Genomic DNA, 18,693 nt, shown 5'->3' with positions numbered 1-18,693 from the left:
AAAAAGCCCACTGACCGTCGCCGGTTCAGTGGGCTTTGTGTGTCAGGGGTCTAGTTACAGAGCCATGTCACGTGCAGCGTTTTCCTTGGGTGCTTCAGCTTTTTCAGCTGCAGGTGCCGCCGGAGCTGCAACCTGACCAATCACTGGAGGCGTCGGCAGTTCGAGGATTTTAGCGGTGTAAGCCCACTCTGCAGCCACTTTGGCTGGATCGCTGTTCAGCTGAGTGCCGTAGCTTGGAACGATCTGGTGCAGCTTGGATTGCCACTCTGGGGTCGCGACTTTGTCTTTGAAGACTTTCTGCAGCACGCTCAGCATGATCGGTGCAGCGGTCGACGCGCCTGGCGATGCGCCCAGCAGGCCGGCGATCGAGCCGTCTTGCGAAGCAACGATTTCGGTGCCCAGTTTCAGCACGCCGCCAGCCGCTTCATCACGCTTGATGATTTGCACGCGTTGGCCGGCCTGCCACAGGCGCCAGTCTTCGGCTTTGGCGTTCGGGAAGTATTCCTTCAGCGCGTCCAGACGGTCTTCATCCGACAGCATCAGTTGACCGGCAAGGTACTCGACCAGCGGGTATTCCTTGATGCCGACCTTGGTCATAGGCCAGATGTTGTGGGTGGTGGTGCTGGTCAGCAGGTCCAGGTACGAGCCTTCCTTAAGGAACTTGGTGCTGAAGGTCGCGAATGGGCCAAACAGAATGACGCGCTTGCCGTCCAGGACACGGGTGTCCAGGTGCGGAACGGACATCGGCGGTGCGCCCACCGAGGCTTTACCGTAGGCCTTGGCCAGGTGCTGCTCGGCGATGGTCGCGTTGTCGGTCACCAGGAACGAGCCGCCAACCGGGAAGCCTGCGTATTCCTTGGCTTCTGGAATGCCCGACTTCTGCAGCAGGTGCAGTGCACCGCCGCCCGCGCCGATGAACACGAACTTGGCGTCGGTTTCGGTTTTGGTGCCGTCTTTCAGGTTTTTGTAGCTGACGCGCCAGGTGCCGTCTTCGTTCTTGGTGATGTCCTGCACTTCGCTGGACAGTTTCAAGTCGAAATTAGGCTTGGTCTGCAGGTAACCGGCGAACTGGCGGGTGATTTCGCCGAAGTTCATGTCGGTACCCAGCGGGCTCCAGGTGGCCGCGATTTTCTGGTTCGGGTCACGCCCTTCCATCATCAGCGGGACCCACTTCTTGATCACAGCCGGGTCTTCGGAGTACTGCATGCCGGCGAACAGCGGGCTCGCTTGCAGGGCTTCGTAACGCTTTTTCAGGAACTTGATGTTGTCATCGCCCCACACAAAGCTCATGTGCGGAGTGGTGTTGATGAATGAGCGAGGGTTCTTCAGAACGCCTTGCTGAACCTGCCAGGCCCAGAACTGACGGGAAACCTGGAACGCTTCGTTGATCTCGACGGCTTTCGGGATCGTGACGTTACCTTTGTCGTCTTCCGGGGTGTAGTTCAGCTCGGCCAGGGCCGAGTGACCGGTACCGGCGTTGTTCCAGCCGTTGGAGCTTTCCAGGGCGACGCCGTCAAGGCGCTCGACCATTTCCATCGACCAGGTCGGTTCCAGCTCATTGATCCACACACCCAGGGTGGTGCTCATGATGCCGCCGCCGATCAGCAGTACGTCGACTTTATTGGCCTCTGCCGCATGCACGGAGGTCAGCCCCATCGACAAAGCCAGCCCTAGCAAGGCCGTGTTCACTTTCTTAAACATCTGTTGCACCTATGATAAAACGCCTTCCGCCCGCCGCTGTTATCTGCATGCGATCCGCTTTGATGACGCTCAGGCTGGCGTCGCAGATTCCGGCACACTTCAATTTTGACGGGTGGGCACACAAGGCCGACATGCCGCATCGACCTCAGTTAATGTCCCTTCTGAACTGACTTCTTATCATTATTGGCTCAGCTACTTGAGCGACAGGGATTCCGTCGGCCCGCCCGTAAGGCAAGCAAACTGAATGAGGTCAAACCAAGTTGGCGCGCAGAATATCACGTCATGGCAAACCCGCGCGTCTGTTCCCGACCTGAGAGTCTTTTTCCGTTCTGGGACTTATCGGCAGCCGGGCGCCGAACATGACCCTTGACGGTGCCTGGCTGAAAGCTACCTGTACGCAAGTGTCGTTAGCCGTGATGATGTTGATTGAGCCGCTGGGTAATCATTTAAGAACCTGCTACGTTGTACGATGACTGATGAACACCATCGGCTCATCGGTCATCAACCCCATAACAACAAGGAACAGCACTCATGACCCAGTCCCGCCTCCTGATCGGATTTCTTTGCGCCTTCAGTGGCTTCGCCATGGCCGCCGCTGCCCCGGCCGAGAAGGATGTTGCCCAAGCGGTCGATCATCTGACCCAGGCGATGCTGCACAAGGACATTGCCGAACTGAATGCCCTCACCGCGCCCAACCTGACCTACGGCCACTCCAGCGGCAAGATCCAGGACAAGAAAGCGTTCATCGCCGATATCGAAACCGGCAAGAGCGCATTCAAAACCCTGGAGATGCAGAACCAGACCATCACCCTGTCAGGCGACACCGCGCTGGTGCGCCACCACTTCTCCGCTCAGGCATTGAAGGGCACTGAAGTGATACCAACCGAGATCGAGAACTTCCAGATCTGGCAGAAGCAGGATGGCAAGTGGTTGCTGGTGGGGCGGCAGGCGTTCAAGTTCTGATGTCGTAACGTCTGCTGAAACTGATGTTTGCTGAACTGGCCTCTTCGCGAGCAAGCTCGCTCCCACAGGGTTCGGTGGTATGACGCACACAACCTGTGGGAGCTGGCTTGCCAGCGATGAGGTCGGCTCATCCAGCATCGATGTCGACTGATCCACCGCTATCGCTGGCAAGCCAGCTCCCACAGGGATGCGTACACCCCGCTTAAAAACGTGGGATGAGCCTGATCGCGATGACGGCCGACCAGACTCCACAAATCAACGGGCAACCCTCACAACCGAAACCGATCCACTGACTGCGCCAACTGCCCCGCCAGGCTCGACAACTCGTCCGTGGTATTCGCTGTTTGACCAATCACTCGACTGTTGCCCTCGGACATCCCCGCAATCATTTCCACCTGATGGGCGATTTCGTTACTGGCCAGGCTCTGCTCTCCGATCGTGCGGGTGATGTCGTTGACCAGTTGCGTGGTGCTCAACGTCGCCTCAAGGATTTCGCGAATCGCCCGCTCGACGTCAGCTGTCACCGCCATGCCCTTGTCGACCTGCGCCACGCCCGCCTCCATGCTGCTGACGGCCTCGCGCGTGCTGTGCTGGATGCGTGCAACCATGGCGGCGATTTCCTGGGTCGATGCACTGGTTCGCGCGGCCAGACTGCGCACTTCGTCAGCCACCACCGCAAAGCCCCTGCCCTGCTCGCCCGCCCGGGCCGCCTCGATGGCGGCATTGAGCGCCAGCAGGTTGGTCTGGTCGGCAATGCCCTTGATCACCTGGATGATGTTGAAAATACCTTCGGACTCCTGATCCAGCGTACGAATCACCTGCGCGGACTGTTGCGCCGAACGAGCGATATCGTCCATGTCGCTCACCACTTGATGGATCACCTGGCCACCATTCTTCGCCAGGGACTGCGCCTGATTGGCCATGCCCAAGGCGCGTTCGGCGTGACGGGTAATGTCCTCGATACTCGCGGTCATCTGGCTCGCGGCGGCGGCCATGGTTCCGGCAGCGGCGCTTTGCTGCTGGCTGCTGTCGGCAACCTGATGGCAGCCGTGGCTCAGTTGTTCGCTCATGCCGCTGACGCCTTGGGCATTGCGCCGCACCACATCGATCATGTTGCGCAGGTCGCGCTGCATGGTGGCCAACGTGCGAATCAAGACGCTGGCCTCGTCCTTGCCTGAAGGCTCGATGATCGGCTCGCTGAGGTTGCCGTGAGCGATGCTTTCGGCAATACGACTGGCGGACTTCAACGGCCCCATGATGCTCAGGATCACCGAGCGGCCCTGCGCCAGCAGCAAAAGCAAACTGGCGACCAACACAACGCCGAGTGCGATGTTGGCATTGCGAATCGCCGCTTCAGTGCCTTGGCTGGTTTGCGCCGTATTGGTTTCAATCAATTCACTCAAAGCGCCCATTTGCTCTTCGAGCCGAGTGAACGCGGCGTTGAACTGGGCAAGCTCCTGTTGCGCCGCCTCTGGATTATCCAGCGCCAGCCCGACAATGCGCTCACCGGCGTCGATATATGTGTCGAGGCTGGGCTTGATCTGCTCCAGCACCGTGCGCAATGCCGGGTTGATCGGCAGCTTGATGTTCTCTTCAAGTACTGCGCGAAAATGCCCCGCGTGTTCATCAATCGAAGCGCGTACCTCGGCCGCCGTACTGGTGCTTTTGTCCAGGCCCACCAACATCGCAGAGTAGACATCGGCACGCAGGGCGTCGTGCATCATGTCGGCTTCCATATGATTGCGCAGCGCGCTCATGCTGACCGCGTTGTCGCTGACGGCCGTGGCCATCCGCAGGTTGCCAACGTAGCTGACCAGACTGACGATCAATGCCGTCAGTAGACTGGTAACAATCAGCAACACTAAACGCAGTTTGATCGACACAGTGGAATCCTCTCTGGGTGCGCTGAAAACGCCCGTTAGTCCTTCAGTTAAGCCTGTTTGCGCCGTTCTGCTACGCCAGAACGTGTCAGCAGTTGTCTGCGTGGAGAGGCAACCCCGGCAAAACTTTCGCGATGTGCGACGAGTCTCATTTTGCAACGTAGCCGAATCCAGCGTTCATCGCCCGTTAATGCGCAAAGGTCTTGATTCGGTCTTCTGAAAACCGTGTAGCAAAAGGAAACGCTTATGAAACGCGCAGTCTGGTTGGGTTTGCTCGGCACCTTGGCCATCGGTACCGCTCAGGCGGCAACGGAAAAAGTCACCATCAATCTGGTTAGCGCTGACGGTGCACCCCAGGCAATCGGTGCCGTGACGATCAGCGAGACGCCTTATGGCCTGCTGTTCACACCGGATCTGAAATCCTTGCCAGCTGGCGTTCATGGCTTTCATGTGCATGAAAACGGCAGCTGTGAGGCCGGCATGAAGGACGGCGTCAAAGGTGCTGCACTGGCGGCTGGTGGCCACTTCGATCCACAGAAAACCGGCAAACACCTCGGCCCCTATGCAGACGGTCATCTGGGCGACCTGCCGGCGGTTTACGTGACCGCTGACGGTATCGCCAACTATCCGGTGCTGGCGCCGCGCCTGAAGAAAATCTCCGAGATCAAAGGCCACGCGCTGATGGTCCACGCCGGCGGCGATAACCATGCCGACATGCCCAAGCCTTTGGGTGGTGGCGGCGATCGCATGGCGTGCGGCGTCATCTGACAGCCCGCCATCAGGCCGGGTGACTCGCAACGGTGTCACCCGTGTCTGTCACGCGCACCCTCAGGGAACTCCCGCCCTTCGCGCCCCTCTCACACTATGTAGGACTTCCCTTTTGCTTCGCGCTTGTGGAGGAATACCGTCATGCGCAAGTTAGTGCTCGTTTCTTCTTTACTCTTATGCCTGCCCGTGGGCACTGCTCTGGCCAGAGTGGATGCCGGAGATGTCGCGACCTCAGCAGGTGTCTCCGCGTCGCTGTATTCGACCTTCAAGGATCACAAAATGGTGATTCCGGCTCGTGACGACTTGTCTGCATTTGTCGCCAGTGGCGGGGCCATTCGTGGGGTTTATCTTGAATCGGTGCTGCAACAGGTTCGTCAGGACAATCCCGGCATCAATGCCAGCGATGAAGACCTGGCCAACGCGATTCTGGTGCATTACGAAGGGTTGAATCAGTAGCTGTCACGGACGAAGCCGCCGATGGACGGCAGCTGAAGGCGCATAGGCAAAATTGTCCGACGGCCTCTATGATGGAGGCCATGACGACTCCCGCGCCACTGCGCTCACCCTGCCCACCCGGCGCCTGCGATTGCGGGCGCGACCTGTTGGTGGAAATGTCAGGTGCGGATTTGCGCATCCTGCTGTTGACCCGCGAGCAAGAAAAAATCTTGCTCGCACGCCTGGAAAAACTCAAAGACCTCGCCGATCTCCGGCATCTGCAAAACCGCCTGTATGAGCAGCTGGGGATTCGTGTCGACATATCGCCCGGTTTTCACGAAGTCCGCACCATGCTGGGCATCGACATTCAGATAGAGAAAATGCCGGGGCTGTGCCGCAAGACGCGCAAGTCAATACCGGCAGCCATTCGCCGGGGGCTCAGCAATAACCCGCAGATCGCCTTCGAACTGCTCAACGCCCACGACTTGCTGCGCGGTACCTGATCACTTCTTCATGCCCACCCGTTTGCGCATCTCGGCAGTGATGGTCTGACGGGTTTTCTTCATGTCCGCCCAAGGCTTGTCGCCGACCTCCGCCAGCCGCTCATGGACGTTGTGAATATTCCACTGATTACCGCCCTTGATCTCGGCCACTTCCTCCCGAAACAGCGGCACCGATACCGGCAGGCCTTCGCGAGTGCGTGCCGCATAAGTGCAAATGGTCGTGGCCCCGAGGCCATTACGCAGGTAATCGATAAAGATCTTCCCAACGCGATTTTTTGGCCCGGACACCGCCGAAAAACGATCCGGCAACAGCTTGGCCATATGACTGACGATCGCGTGGCTGAAATCCTTGACCTCGTCCCAATCCAGTTTGCGCGTCAGCGGCACCACCAGATGAATGCCCTTGCCGCCGCTGGTCTTGAGGAACGCCTTGAGCCCCAGTTCATCCAGCACCGTGAGGGTCAGCGCAGTGGCTTCAACCATGCATTTCCACGGCAGCGCCGGGTCCGGGTCAAGGTCGAGAACGAAGCGGTCGGGCTTTTCCAGATCAACCGTGGTGGCGTTCCAGGTGTGCAGTTCGACCGTGCTCATCTGCACCGCGCCAATCAGCGCTTCGGCGTTATTGATCAGCATCACCGGTTGGCCGGTGACATCCTTGTCCAGCGTGGTGATGCCGGGTATCGCCAGGCGCTCGGCATTTTTCTGAAAGAACAGTTCACCGGCGATGCCATCCGGCGCGCGGACCAAGGCGACCGGACGATCCTTGAGTTGCGGCAAAATCCATTCGGCGACGCTGGCGTAATACTCGGCCAACTGCATTTTAGTGGTGCCACTGACGGCGTCGATCACTCGATCGGGGTGGGTGATGCGCACCTTGCCATTGGCCAGGCCGAGTTGTGAGGGCGCGGTTTCGGCCGGTGCAGGTTTACTCGCAACGGCTTTTTTCGCCGGTTTCTTCGCGGTGGTTTTGCTCTCTGACTTCTTCACGGGCTTGGCGCGCTCCTCAGTGATGTCCTTCGCCGGTTTGTCATCGCGCAAACCATGAAACACCGCGTGGCGCACCGAGCCATCCTTGGTCATTTCCGCAAACGCGACTTCTGCCAGCAACTTCGGCTTGAGCCAGTGCACACCCTTTGCCTCGAAACCGCTGGGTGGATTGACCACCGCGGCGGTCTTGACCTGCAACGGTTTGAGTTGGGCGAGAATGCTTTTCAGCGTCATTTCATTGAAACCGGTGCCGACCTTGCCGGCATAGCGCAATTCACCGCTATCGCGGTCATGCAGCCCCAGCAGCAATGCGCCAAAGGCACTGCGCGCACCTTTGGGATCGGTGTAGCCGACGATGACGAATTCCTGGCGATGTTTGCACTTGAGCTTGATCCAGTCACCGCTACGCCGGGACACGTAGGGCGAGCCGAGGCGTTTGCCGATCAGGCCTTCCATCTGCATCTGACAGGCGCTGTTGAGCAGCGCATCCGGGGTCTCGTCAAAGGCTTCAGAGAACCGCAACAAGGGCTGCTCATGGGCGCCGAGAACCGTGGACAGTGCCGCGCGGCGCTCTTCGACGGCGACTTCACGCAGGTCGACGCCGTTGAGATAGGGCAAGTCGAAAAGGTAATAGAGGATGTTGGTGCTTTTGCCGGAATCGAAAGCATTTTGCAGCGCCTGAAAATCCGGTACGCCCTGCTCGTTGGCAACCACCATTTCGCCGTCGAGCCAGGCCGATTCCAGTCCCAGCGCGGCAAGCGCCTCGGCCTGTTTCGGTAACTTGTGCGTCCAGTCGTGACCATTGCGCGTGAACAACTGCACCTGGTCATGATCGATCCGCGCCATGATCCGGTAGCCGTCAAACTTAATTTCGTAACTCCACTCGCCTGCCGGGGCGCTGTCGACCAAGGTCGCCAACTCTGGTTTGAGCTGCGCGGGAATCTTCGCTTTGTGTGCGCCGGTCAACGTCCCCGTAGCCTTTTTACGCGACTTGGGCGCAGCCTTCTCCAGCGGTTTGACTTGCTTGGCCGCAAGCTTCGGTTTGTCGACCAACGTCCGCTCGCTGAGCACGCTGTCCGGCTCGGCCACCAGCACGTCGTAGTCGTCCTGCGGGCGGGCGGCGCCGTCCTGATGTTTGATCAGAAACCAGTTTTCCTTTTTGCCCGGCATGTGCGTGCGCACCAGATTCCAGACGCCGGCGAGTTTCTCGCCTTGCAGTTCAAATTTGAGCTTGCCCTTGGCGTAGGCCTTGTGCGGATCTTCCAGCGGAATCCATACGCCGCGATCCCAGACAATCACATCCCCGGCGCCGTAATGCCCTTCAGGAATACTGCCTTCGAACGTCGCATAATCCAGCGGGTGATCTTCGACATGCACCGCCAGCCGCTTGACCTTGGGGTCGAGCGAAGGTCCCTTCGGCACCGCCCAGCTCTTCAGCGCGCCATCAAGTTCGAGGCGAAAATCGTAATGCAGGTGCGAGGCGTCGTGCTTCTGGATGCAGAACTGCAAGGCGTGATCACCGGCCGTTTTCTTGCCCGAGCGCTTGACCGCCGCCGGTTCAGAGGTTGCCGAGAAATCGCGCATGCTGTTGTAGTCGTCGAGGTTCCTGCTCATGGCGCACCTGCCTTGTTTCAGCCAATACGGGTCACGGTCAAGGCGACCACGGCAATCCGGTCGACTCGTTGATAACCGGGGTTCATCAGTTCTTCACCGAACACATCCGGGTCGAGCTCGCGGTACGTCCAGCCAAAGCGCGATTCATCGAGTCGCGGCAATACGGTGTCAAGAAACGGGTCGCGACCATCGACCATCGCCACGCCGGTGTACAGCACCAGGGAACCGCCCGGTGTCAGCCGGTTGAGTGCCTGCTCGACGATACGCAGCGACAGCCCGGCGCCCAGTGTGCCGCCGCCATGCCGGTAGGCGCGTGCGGCGGGATCAGCCATGTACGGCGGGTTGGCGACGATCAAATCGAAATCGCCGTCGACGCCTTGCAAAATGTCGCTGTGACACGCTTCGACGTTGGCCACTTCCGCCAGTGCCGCATTGATCGTGGTCAGGCGCAGCGCGGCGGGATTGATATCCAGCGCCAGCACTTGCGCTTCGCGGCGGGCACGGGCGATCAGGATCGCGCCGACGCCGGCGCCACAGCCGATGTCGACTGCGCGGTGGATCGGCGCGAAGTTCTGCTGCAAATGCGCGTGAATCAACTGCGCGAAACGGTAGGTGTCCGGGCCGAAAAACACCGAGTCGGCGGCATCCGTGGGAAACGCCGAATGCACAAACAACATATCGTCCAGGCTCGACCAGCGCACCCGACTCTTCAGGTGCCCTTCGTACGTATCGATGACTTGAGCTTCCAGCAGTTGCTGCTGTTCATCGGCGGACAACAAACCCGGTTCAAAGGGCCGTGACCAGCCAAAGACATCGCGCAGAGAGTCGGCGAACTGGCCTTCATCTCGCTGGTTGACCCGCTGATGAGTCAGCGGCGTCGGGGTGGTGAAACGGTAGCCGTCCGCTTGCAAGCGCCGGCCCAATTGCAGCAGCGCGAGATCATGGGTGGACAGTTGATCTTCCTGAGTCATTGACGATTTCCTTAAGGCAAACGGGATTTGAGATCGATGAAGCGGCGAGTGGCGAGCAAGCCGGCCGGGTGCGCATGCCGGGCCGGCGCGAGCCATGGGATGAGCGTCGCCATTTGGGCGTGGCCATCCTGCCCTTGCAGCGTGTCGTTGAGCTGCTGCACATCGGGGTCCTGCTCGGGCACCTCGATAGGAGCGTTGGCGGGGGGGTGCCGACGTAACGGGGTGGGTTTGTTCGCGGGTTTCCAGTCGCCGGCAATCCAGTCATGCACCAGTTGTTTTTCGTAGGCGCTGAACACACCAAACATGGCCGCACCATCGCCGTCGATCAACTGCCAAAAGCGACTGGCCTGCGGGTCTTCGTGGCGTTTGATCCAGCCTTTGTTCTGCAAGGCTTGCAGGAAGCCTTGCAGATGCTCGGGCTCGGCCAGCCACTGGTTGACGGTTTTCCCTTCAAAGCGGCAATAGTCCGAGTGCATGTGCTGAGCGAATGGGCACTTGCGCTCCAGCATCGCCAGCAATTCGCGCTCAAGGTCAAACCCTTCGATGATTGCGCGGCTGCCCTGCCCGAGATCATTGAGCCGATAACCCAGCGATACCCGACGCATAAAGTCGGCGCGATCCGCCTCAAGCGGCAACAGATCCAGAACGGCCTGCACGGCTTTTTGCGCATGGCCGGTGCTGGCGTTGTCGATGGTCACGTGGAGGGTGAAGTAGTACGGATCAATGCCCAGCTCGCTGAGCTCGTAACTGCTGATCAGCAAATGCAGCGGCAGCTGTTCGTAGCCAAGGTTATAGCCGATCACCTCAGGCAGGAAATCATCGCCGCAGGCACCGAGCGCGAGTTGCAGCGCGCCTTGCAGATAGCGGCCGTCTTCCAGGGCACCGGCATGATCGAGGTCGTGCTCGGCCAGCAGCTTGCGGTAGATCACCACATGGTTCTGCGCCGGATTACCATCGCCCAGTTCTTCCAGGTAGGTGCACAACAAGCCGCTAAAGCGTGGATCGCGCCAATGCTGCAACAAGCCATAGAGCCACGCGCCATCCACCAGTTTGGTAGGTGCAACCGCTTGCAGAAAGTACAGCGCATGAGCCTTGCTGGTAAAGAATTGCCGCGGCCCACCCGCCTTGCGTTGTTGCAGGTAATCGGCGTATTGGCGAGCAACATCGGCGCAGTGCTCGGCGACCCAGTCGTGCCAGGTCGATGGATCGTGCGGGAGTTCCTCGGGCAACGCGGAGGCGCGTTGCAGTTGTTCGCTCAAGAACGTTTGCGCGAGGCCTCGCGAGTTCTCCTCGCGCAGCAGCGTTTCGTAAATGCCACGCAGGTTGCCGGCGGGAGTGATCGCTTGTGCTTGGGCCGGCACAGATTGCAAACGTGTCAGGACAGTCATGGCAATATTCTCGGTCGATTGGTACGGCGCTGTTTCGCGCCTCTACAGCAGCAGAGGGGCTCTGCGTGCCAAAAATTCAATCGACCTCAAAAAAGCCCTGACGGACGGTGTTCCCCCATCGCTGGCCACACTCCCCCTGTAGGAACTGCCGAAGGCTCGGGCCGCGATCGGACGATCTCTTGATGTTATGCCGTGCCGTTGGCCTGTTGCTCCAGATGCACCTGCAACTCAGGATCAATCCCCAACGCCGCCGCCAGCTCGTCCAGGTAAGTGCGTTCGGCATCTTGCTGGTCGTCCACCAGCAGGATGCTGGCCAGGTACATTTCGGCGGCCACAGCCGGGTCGTCGTTTGCGGCTTGTGCGACTTCGGCGGCACTGAGTGGTTTGGCGACTTCGGCGTCCAGCCATTGCTGTAGTTGCGGATCATCGGTGTGTTTGCCGATTTCGCTGCTGATCAGATGTTTTTCCGTTTCGTCGATGCGCCCGTCCGCCTTCGCCGCTGCAATCAAGGCACGCAACACCGCGTGGCTGTGCTCTTCGATGGCCGGGCCGGCGAGCAGATTGGCCGTCTGCGGCGTTTGCTGCGCCGCTGTGCTGGACTGGTTGCGTTGCCAGGCTTGATACGCCTGCCAGGCCATCATCCCCAGTGATGCCAGCGCCGCATAATGAGTGCCGCCGGACCGGCTTTGCGTGCCGCCACCCAGTGCGCCGCCCAGCCCACCGCCGCCGAGCAGCCCGCCGAGCAAGCCTCCCAGCCCACCAAGCCCGCCAGCCGCAGCGCCACCACGTGTGCCTGTAGAATCCGCGCCACCGAGCAAGCCCCCCAGCAATCCACCGAGGCCGCCCAAACCGCCACCGGTCGCCGCACCACTTTGCTGACCCGCCGAGCCCTGGCCCCGAAGCAGTTGTTCAAGCAAATCGCTGGTGTTCATGACGTCATCCTCAAGCATTGAGATTTACTGCGTCTGGCAACGATAGACCGCTGCGGGCGTTGCGCCAGCACCGTTTGGCCGATGCCGTAGCCGCTGAATTATTTCGCTCGCGTATTTTTTCGATGGACAGCTAAGATTCAGGGTAGGTGAACCTTATCCCGGCCCGACCGGTCGATAGCTGCAACCCGAACCGGTTTGCTGGCGCCCTTGCTGTCCAAGGGTAATACCCGGCTGGCATTAATTTCTGGAGAACGCCCCCGTGATATCCACCGTCCACATAGCCAGGCTCAAAGCCTGGGGCGCCCATGGTTTTACCGCGACCGGCGTGGTCACTGCATTTCTGGCGACCCTCGCCCTGCTGGAAAACCAACCCACCCACTGCCTGATGTGGCTGGGGGTGGCGCTGATCGTCGATGGCCTTGACGGCGCACTGGCGCGCAAGGTCAATGTGCAGTCGGTGTTGCCGAGCTTCGACGGCTCGGTCCTTGATCTGGTGATCGATTACCTGACCTACGTGTTCATCCCGGCACTGTTCATCTATCGCTACATTCCGCTGCCGGATTACACGCTGTTGCTGACGGTGTCGCTGATTCTGGTGTCGTCACTGTTCTGCTTCTGCAACGTCAACATGAAGAGCAAGGACAACTACTTCGTCGGCTTCCCTGCTGCGTGGAACGTGGTCGCATTGTGCCTCTACATCATCGGGCCTGGGCCATGGATCACCTTTCTGACCGTCATCGGCCTGGCGCTGCTGACCGTGACAAGGATGAAGTTCCTGCATCCGTTTCGCGTGCGTCGGTTCATGCCGATCAACATTGCCGTGACGGCGATCTGGCTGTTGTGCAGCCTGTCGCTGGTGCTCAACCATCCGGTGATCAACCCATTGGTGATGGGTTTGTGGTTGCTGATGTCGGCTTACTTTCTGGGGATCTGCATCTGGCGTACGGCGCTGGAGTGGTTTGATCGGTCGCAGGTGAAGTAGTCCTCTGCCGGCTCAGAAAATCCTCCCTGTGGGAGCGAGCTTGCTCGCGAAAGCGGTGTGTCAGTCACTGTATTTTTGATTGACACACCGTATTCGCGAGCAAGCTCGCTCCCACATTTGATCTCCAGGATTTACAAGATTGCATTCCGCTCAGCGCTTGTTGATCACCACCTCCAGATACTCACTCGGCACCACCAGCGAGTCCGCCCCCGCGCGGTTCGACCGGTTGAGCAAATCCGCCAGGTCACTTTCCAGCGCCTGACCGCTTTCCGGTGGCAGCGCGGCGAAAGCCTTGTGCACCGGCCCGTACCAGTGCCGAAAAATGTCGATGAAATGCGCCGCCGAGCGATAACGGAAATTGAACTCGCGCCGCGTGACCTGCACGACAAAATCGTGATCATCGAAATGTTTGTGCAGCCACGCCTCCGTGCCCCAGTTCGACGGCGGCTGTGCGCCAGCCGGCGGTGGCAGATGCCGGCCGAGGGTCTTGAACATCTGCCCGACAAACCCTTCCGGCGTCCAGTTGGCCAGACCGATCCGCCCGCCACGCCGGCAGACCCGCGCCAATTCGGCAGCGGCCTTGTCCTGATCGGGGGCAAACATCACCCCGAATGTCGACAGCACCGCCGCAAAACTGCCATCGGCGAACGGCAAGGCTTCGGCATCGGCGACTTGAAAAGTCACGTCCAGATGCTCAGCGCGGGCGCGATCCTGGCCGCGCTCCAGCAGCGCCGCGACGTAATCGGTCGAGGTGACCAGACAACCGCGCCGCGCCGCTGCCAGGGTCGCATTGCCGTTGCCAGCGGCCACATCCAGCACCTCTTCATCGCAGCGCAGGTCGCAGGCTTCGGCGAGGTTTTCGCCGACAATTTGCAGTGTGGTGCCGATCACGGCGTAGTCGCCACTGGCCCAGGCGACTTTCTGACGTTCCTTCAAGGCAGTGAGATCAATCGGGGTACTCATGAATGCGAGCTCCGTTTGCTGTTAGTCGGCAGCGCCGTTTAGTGAGACGGCGTGTCCACTATCGCGCCGAGCCTGTTTGGCGTCTCCGCCGATCGTCCGGCAATCCCATAAAACCGCCGCTTTGCCGATAAGTGGTGGAGATCTGTCAAGCGGGCGCAACACTCACGGCATTGCCAGAATCCGGCGATTGGTTTCTGATGCCCGCTCGCCCTCTGAACGGACTTCAGTCATGCCCGTGCAATTCGAATGGCTCGCCAGCCACATGCAGCACAGCGACACCTATGCCGCGTGGATCCACCAGCAATTTCAATACGAATACGCCCATCAACCTTTGGCTCAATGGCAGCGTGAATTTGCCGAGGGCCAAAGCAATGGCGACTGGTCCTGCCTGATCGCACTGGACGGCGACCGCTTGGTCGGTGGTGCGGCGCTGGCCCGCGATGATCTCGAACAACGGCCGGATCTCGGCCCATGGCTGGCCTGCGTGTTCGTCGACCCGCAGGTTCGCGGGCAGGGTCTGGCACAGCAGTTGATCGACGGGGTTTGTCGGGAAGCAAAAATCCGCGGCCTCCCCCGCCTGTATCTGCACACGCAGAACAAACAGGACTACTACGCCAAACGCGGCTGGGCAGTAGTGGAACGCTTTCACGCCTGGGACAACGATCAATGGCTCATGGTGCGTGACCTCTGAGCCATCGAGTTGTTTGATCAGGCAGCCGGGGCCTTGGCCTCTTCGAGCAACTGCTTGATCATCTGCTCCTGCGCTTCGTAGCGACCTTCGCCGAAGTGGCTGTAACGCATCTGCCCCTTGGCGTCGATCAGGTAGTGCGCCGGCCAGTACTGATTGTCGAAGGCGCGCCAGATCGCATAGTTGTTGTCGATGGCCACCGGGTAGGTGATGCCGAGTTTCCGCACTTGGTCCCGGACGTTGTCGATGATCCGCTCGTACCCGTATTCCGGGGTGTGTACGCCAATCACCACCAGGCCATCCTTCTCGTACTTCTTCGCCCAGTCTTTGACGTACGGCAGGGTGCGCTGGCAGTTGATGCAGTCGTAGGTCCAGAAATCCACCAGCACGACTTTGCCACGCAGGGATTCGGCACTCAGCTGTGGTGAATTGAGCCATTGCACGGCACCGGACAGCGACGGCATCGCGCCTTTGCTCTCGTCCATCATCGAATCTGCGCGAACTTTGCTGACAAGAAAGTCGACCACTTTCGGCGGCACGTTCTCCAGCACGTGCCTCTCCACGCTGGTGACGCCTTCGGACGACGTGCCGGCCAGCAAGGTTTTATCGGCGCCGGTGGAAATCACTGCCACGCCAGCAAGCACTGCAACACCGGCGCCGCGACGAAACCACCCGGTGAACGGAATCGACGGTTTCAAGCGATTGACCACGCCACGGCCGGCGAAGATCAACGTCCCCAGCGACAGCGCACTCCCCACGCCGTAGGCCAGCAGCAACAAGCTGGTCTGGGCGTTGGCGCCTTGCAGCATGGCGCCAGTGAGGATCACGCCGAGGATCGGCCCGGCGCAGGGCGCCCAGAGCAACCCGGTGGCCACGCCGATCATCACCGACCCCATGGGCCCGGTCTTCTTGCTGGCGTCCGGGTCGAGGCGGTTGCCGAGCAACACAAACGGTCGCGCCAGCCAGTCACCCACGCGCGCCGAGATCAGCGACAACGCAAACAGCGCCATGACGATCAAGGCGATGTGGCGGCCGGTGTTGCTGGCCTGAATCACCCACTCACTGCTGACCACGGCGAGGCTGGAGATCAGCGCGAAGGTCAGGGTCATGCCGCCGAGGGTCAGCAGGATCGAGGAACGTTTACGGTCGGCGTTGGCAAACAGGAACGGCACCACCGGCAAGATGCAGGGGCTGAGCACGGTCAACAAACCGCCGAGGAATGCGATCAAGTACATAAAATCACCTTGGATTGGCGGTAGGGAACCGAGAGACGTTGTTCATAAGGTTCTGCCTGTAAACAAGTGAGATTCAGTTGCCGTCGTTGCAACCGTCAGCGAATTTGCTGTAATCGAGTACGCGGGTTTTGCCGGCCGAATCCAGATAAGTCATGCGCGCATCGACAATCCCACAGCTCACCGAGTCGTCCTGAGTCAGCGAAATGACTTTCTGGATATCCAGGTGGGTGCCGTAGTTGTAAGTTTGCGCGGTGACTTCGGCTTCGGCGCGGGCCGACAGGGTGCAGATGTTCAGGGCGGCAAACAGGCAGGCGGCGATAACGGACGAGTTTTTCATGGCGTGTTCCTCAAGGCTGCGAAGGGTTTGAGCCGAGGCGCTATGGAGTGCCTCGATGGTGCCTATTTGAGGCTCCCGAGGTATCGCGCATGTGTCGGAAAATGGCGGCTAACCCTCGCTGTGTATCTGTGCCGCCCGGGGATACACAGCGATACAAAACCCTGAAAAAATCGCTTTTTTACGTCTGCGTGTATCGCTTGTAACGCCAGATACACTGCAATACAAAGGCAGGCAGGCGAGCACTCGAAGGCTCGATAGACTGCGTGACATTCCCCTTTGCCAGAGGCCAGGCCCCATGGAACATGTCGATCACATTCTCATCGTCGACGACGACCGCGAGATCCGCGAGCTGGTCGGCAATTACCTGAAAAAGAACGGTCTGCGCACCACCGTCGTCGCCGATGGCCGGCAGATGCGCAGCTTTCTCGAAACCAACACGGTCGACCTGATCGTGCTCGACATCATGATGCCCGGCGACGATGGCCTGCAGCTGTGCCGCGAATTGCGCGTGGGCAAGCACAAGGCGACGCCGGTGTTGATGCTCACCGCACGCAATGACGAAACCGACCGCATCATCGGTCTGGAAATGGGCGCGGACGACTACCTGACCAAACCCTTCGCCGCCCGCGAACTGCTGGCGCGGATCAACGCCGTACTGCGCCGCACGCGAATGCTGCCGCCGAATCTGGTGGTCACCGAAGCCGGTCGTTTGCTGGCGTTCGGTCGCTGGCAACTGGACACCTCGGCCCGGCACCTGCTGGACAAGGACGGCACCATGGTGGCGCTCAGTGGCGCCGAATATCGTTTGCTGCGGGTGTTTCTCGATCATCCGCAACGGGTACTCAGCCGCGATCAATTGCTCAACCTGACCCAGGGCCGCGACGCGGATCTGTTCGACCGTTCCATCGATTTGCTGGTCAGCCGTTTGCGCCAGCGCCTGCTCGATGACGCCCGTGAGCCGGCCTACATCAAGACCGTGCGCAGCGAAGGTTACGTGTTTTCACTGCCGGTCGAGTTACTCGGTGCCCCGGCATGACACTTAATCTGCACTGGCCGCGCACACTGGCCTCGCGCTTGTCACTGATTTTTCTGGTCGGGTTGATTCTCGCCCAGGCGCTGTCATTCGGTGCGCAGTATTACGAGCGTTATCAGAGTGCAAAAAGCACCATGCTCGGCAATCTGCAAACCGACGTCTCGACCTCAATTGCGATTCTTGATCGCCTGCCGGCCGAGGAACGTCCGGCCTGGCTCGAGCGCCTGGCGCGCAACAATTACGGCTATCTGCTGAGCGAAGGCGACGGCGGTACGCCGATCAGGTCCGCCGACGTGCCCATTGCGGTCACCTCAATCACTGAGGTCCTGGGCGATAAATATCCCCTGACCTTCACCGATATTCCCGGCCCGAAAAAGCATTTTCAAGGCCACCTGCGCCTGAGCGACGGCAGCCCGGTGACCATCGACGTGCGCCCCGCGATGACGCCACTGTCGCCGTGGCTGCCAGTGGTGCTGCTCGGGCAACTGGCGCTGATGATCGCCTGCACCTGGCTGGCCGTGCGCATCGCCATCCGGCCCTTGACGCGGCTGGCCAACGCCGTGGAAACCCTTGATCCCAACGCGCACCCGATTCAACTGGACGAGAAAGGTCCGAACGAAGTGGTCTACGCCGCCCGTGCCTTCAACACGATGCAGGCGCGGATTGCCACCTACCTCAAGGAGCGCATGCAACTGCTGGCCGCGATCTCCCATGACCTGCAAACCCCGATCACGCGGATGAAACTGCGGGCCGAGTTCATGGACGACTCGGCCGAGAAGGAAAAACTGTGCAACGACCTCGGCGAAATGGAACACCTGGTGCGCGAAGGTGTGGCCTACGCCCGCAGCATTCATGGCTCGACCGAAGAAAGTCGGCGCACCAACATGGATTCGTTCCTCGAGAGCCTGGTGTTCGACTATCAGGACATGGGTAAAAAAGTACAACTGATCGGAAAAAGTGAAGTGGTCGTCGAGACCCGCCCGCACGCGTTGCGCCGGGTGCTGGTGAACCTGACCGACAACGCCTTGAAATTCGCTGGGGGTGCCGAGGTGTGGGTCGCAGCGAACAAGGGAAAGCTGTCGATCACCGTCATGGATCGCGGCCCGGGCATCGCCGAAGCCGAACTGGCGCAAGTGATGGAGCCGTTCTACCGCGTGGAAAACTCGCGCAATCGCAGCACTGGCGGCACGGGTCTGGGTCTTGCCATCGCCCAGCAATTGGCAATTGCCCTCGGCGGCTCGCTGACCTTAAGCAACCGCGAGGGCGGCGGGTTGTGTGCTGAACTCAAGCTGCCACTCAGCCCCTGAGACGCA

At 60.0% G+C, this 18,693-nt stretch carries 16 protein-coding genes and 2 pseudogenes; 8 read left to right on the top strand and 10 right to left on the bottom strand.

The genetic code is table 11. The features are described 5' to 3' along the window. Nucleotides 1-54 precede the first annotated feature (54 nt). On the bottom strand, nt 55-1,701 hold the full coding sequence (gene mqo / locus AB4P91_RS16265; RefSeq protein WP_150592257.1) for a malate dehydrogenase (quinone): 1,647 nt from the start codon (nt 1,699-1,701) through the stop codon (nt 55-57). A gap of 531 nt (nt 1,702-2,232) precedes the next feature. Here mqo and AB4P91_RS16260 point away from each other — a divergent pair. Then, nucleotides 2,233-2,664 (top strand): nuclear transport factor 2 family protein, encoded by a 432-nt coding sequence (locus AB4P91_RS16260; RefSeq protein ID WP_150592258.1) that lies wholly within the window; start codon nt 2,233-2,235, stop codon nt 2,662-2,664. Between the two features lie 269 nt (nt 2,665-2,933). On the opposite strand, the pseudogene AB4P91_RS16255 reads toward AB4P91_RS16260, so the two are convergent. Together AB4P91_RS16255 and AB4P91_RS16250 are read right to left on the bottom strand one after the other, a co-directional pair. Then, nucleotides 2,934-3,527 (bottom strand): annotated as a pseudogene (locus AB4P91_RS16255) (methyl-accepting chemotaxis protein); the annotation flags it as partial. A 312-nt stretch (nt 3,528-3,839) separates the two neighbouring features. After that, nucleotides 3,840-4,526 (bottom strand): annotated as a pseudogene (locus AB4P91_RS16250) (MCP four helix bundle domain-containing protein); the annotation flags it as partial. A 264-nt stretch (nt 4,527-4,790) separates the two neighbouring features. On the opposite strand from AB4P91_RS16250, the gene sodC reads away from it, so the two are divergent. From sodC to AB4P91_RS16235, 3 genes are all read left to right on the top strand, one after another. Next, nucleotides 4,791-5,312 (top strand): superoxide dismutase family protein, encoded by a 522-nt coding sequence (sodC, locus tag AB4P91_RS16245; RefSeq protein ID WP_150592260.1) that lies wholly within the window; start codon nt 4,791-4,793, stop codon nt 5,310-5,312. Nucleotides 5,313-5,453: 141 nt separating this feature from the next. Further along, the gene (locus AB4P91_RS16240) at nt 5,454-5,768 is read left to right on the top strand and encodes a DUF2388 domain-containing protein (protein ID WP_150592261.1); all 315 of its coding nucleotides are present in this window, start codon (nt 5,454-5,456) and stop codon (nt 5,766-5,768) included. A gap of 80 nt (nt 5,769-5,848) precedes the next feature. Continuing rightward, nucleotides 5,849-6,250: a hypothetical protein gene (locus AB4P91_RS16235; RefSeq protein WP_191623976.1), complete on the top strand. Its 402-nt coding sequence runs from the start codon at nt 5,849-5,851 to the stop codon at nt 6,248-6,250. Here AB4P91_RS16235 and ligD read toward each other — a convergent pair whose 3' ends face one another. The 4 genes from ligD to AB4P91_RS16215 form a co-directional block, all read right to left on the bottom strand. After that, nucleotides 6,251-8,851, bottom strand: a complete 2,601-nt coding sequence (gene ligD / locus AB4P91_RS16230; protein WP_395603191.1) for a DNA ligase D — start codon at nt 8,849-8,851, stop codon at nt 6,251-6,253. Between the two features lie 17 nt (nt 8,852-8,868). After that, nucleotides 8,869-9,822 carry a methyltransferase gene (locus tag AB4P91_RS16225; RefSeq protein ID WP_395603190.1) on the bottom strand — a complete coding sequence of 318 codons (954 nt, stop codon included), beginning with the start codon at nt 9,820-9,822 and terminating at the stop codon, nt 8,869-8,871. An 11-nt stretch (nt 9,823-9,833) separates the two neighbouring features. After that, entirely contained in the window at nt 9,834-11,210 is a 1,377-nt protein-coding gene (locus AB4P91_RS16220) for an iron-containing redox enzyme family protein (RefSeq protein ID WP_395603189.1), read from the bottom strand. A gap of 185 nt (nt 11,211-11,395) precedes the next feature. Then, nucleotides 11,396-12,142 carry a tellurite resistance TerB family protein gene (locus AB4P91_RS16215; protein ID WP_395603188.1) on the bottom strand — a complete coding sequence of 249 codons (747 nt, stop codon included), beginning with the start codon at nt 12,140-12,142 and terminating at the stop codon, nt 11,396-11,398. A 259-nt stretch (nt 12,143-12,401) separates the two neighbouring features. Here AB4P91_RS16215 and pcsA point away from each other — a divergent pair, with 259 nt between their 5' ends. Continuing rightward, complete coding sequence (pcsA, locus tag AB4P91_RS16210; protein WP_042559811.1) at nt 12,402-13,124, top strand: phosphatidylcholine synthase; 723 nt, start codon at nt 12,402-12,404, stop codon at nt 13,122-13,124. 150 nt (nt 13,125-13,274) lie between these two features. Here the strand turns inward: pcsA and AB4P91_RS16205 are convergent, their stop codons facing one another. Then, nucleotides 13,275-14,087, bottom strand: a complete 813-nt coding sequence (locus AB4P91_RS16205) for a class I SAM-dependent methyltransferase (RefSeq protein ID WP_395603187.1) — start codon at nt 14,085-14,087, stop codon at nt 13,275-13,277. A 229-nt stretch (nt 14,088-14,316) separates the two neighbouring features. On the opposite strand from AB4P91_RS16205, the gene AB4P91_RS16200 reads away from it, so the two are divergent. After that, nucleotides 14,317-14,778 (top strand): GNAT family N-acetyltransferase, encoded by a 462-nt coding sequence (locus AB4P91_RS16200; RefSeq protein ID WP_150597220.1) that lies wholly within the window; start codon nt 14,317-14,319, stop codon nt 14,776-14,778. 17 nt (nt 14,779-14,795) lie between these two features. Here AB4P91_RS16200 and AB4P91_RS16195 read toward each other — a convergent pair whose 3' ends face one another. Both AB4P91_RS16195 and AB4P91_RS16190 read right to left on the bottom strand, forming a co-directional pair. After that, on the bottom strand, nt 14,796-16,010 hold the full coding sequence (locus tag AB4P91_RS16195) for a cytochrome c biogenesis protein DipZ (RefSeq protein ID WP_395603186.1): 1,215 nt from the start codon (nt 16,008-16,010) through the stop codon (nt 14,796-14,798). Between the two features lie 73 nt (nt 16,011-16,083). Next, nucleotides 16,084-16,347 (bottom strand): DUF2790 domain-containing protein, encoded by a 264-nt coding sequence (locus tag AB4P91_RS16190; RefSeq protein WP_150592270.1) that lies wholly within the window; start codon nt 16,345-16,347, stop codon nt 16,084-16,086. A gap of 295 nt (nt 16,348-16,642) precedes the next feature. Here AB4P91_RS16190 and AB4P91_RS16185 point away from each other — a divergent pair, with 295 nt between their 5' ends. Beyond that, complete coding sequence (locus AB4P91_RS16185; protein WP_047301869.1) at nt 16,643-17,383, top strand: response regulator; 741 nt, start codon at nt 16,643-16,645, stop codon at nt 17,381-17,383. Further along, the gene (locus tag AB4P91_RS16180; protein WP_395603185.1) at nt 17,380-18,687 is read left to right on the top strand and encodes an ATP-binding protein; all 1,308 of its coding nucleotides are present in this window, start codon (nt 17,380-17,382) and stop codon (nt 18,685-18,687) included. Before AB4P91_RS16185 ends, AB4P91_RS16180 begins: the two co-directional genes overlap by 4 nt. The last annotated feature ends 6 nt before the right edge of the window (nt 18,688-18,693 follow it).

Source organism: Pseudomonas sp. B21128 (assembly GCF_044218865.1).
Classification (GTDB): domain Bacteria; phylum Pseudomonadota; class Gammaproteobacteria; order Pseudomonadales; family Pseudomonadaceae; genus Aquipseudomonas; species Aquipseudomonas iridis.
Note: the sequence above shows the minus strand (reverse complement) of the source record. Positions and strands in the feature narration are given on the sequence as shown.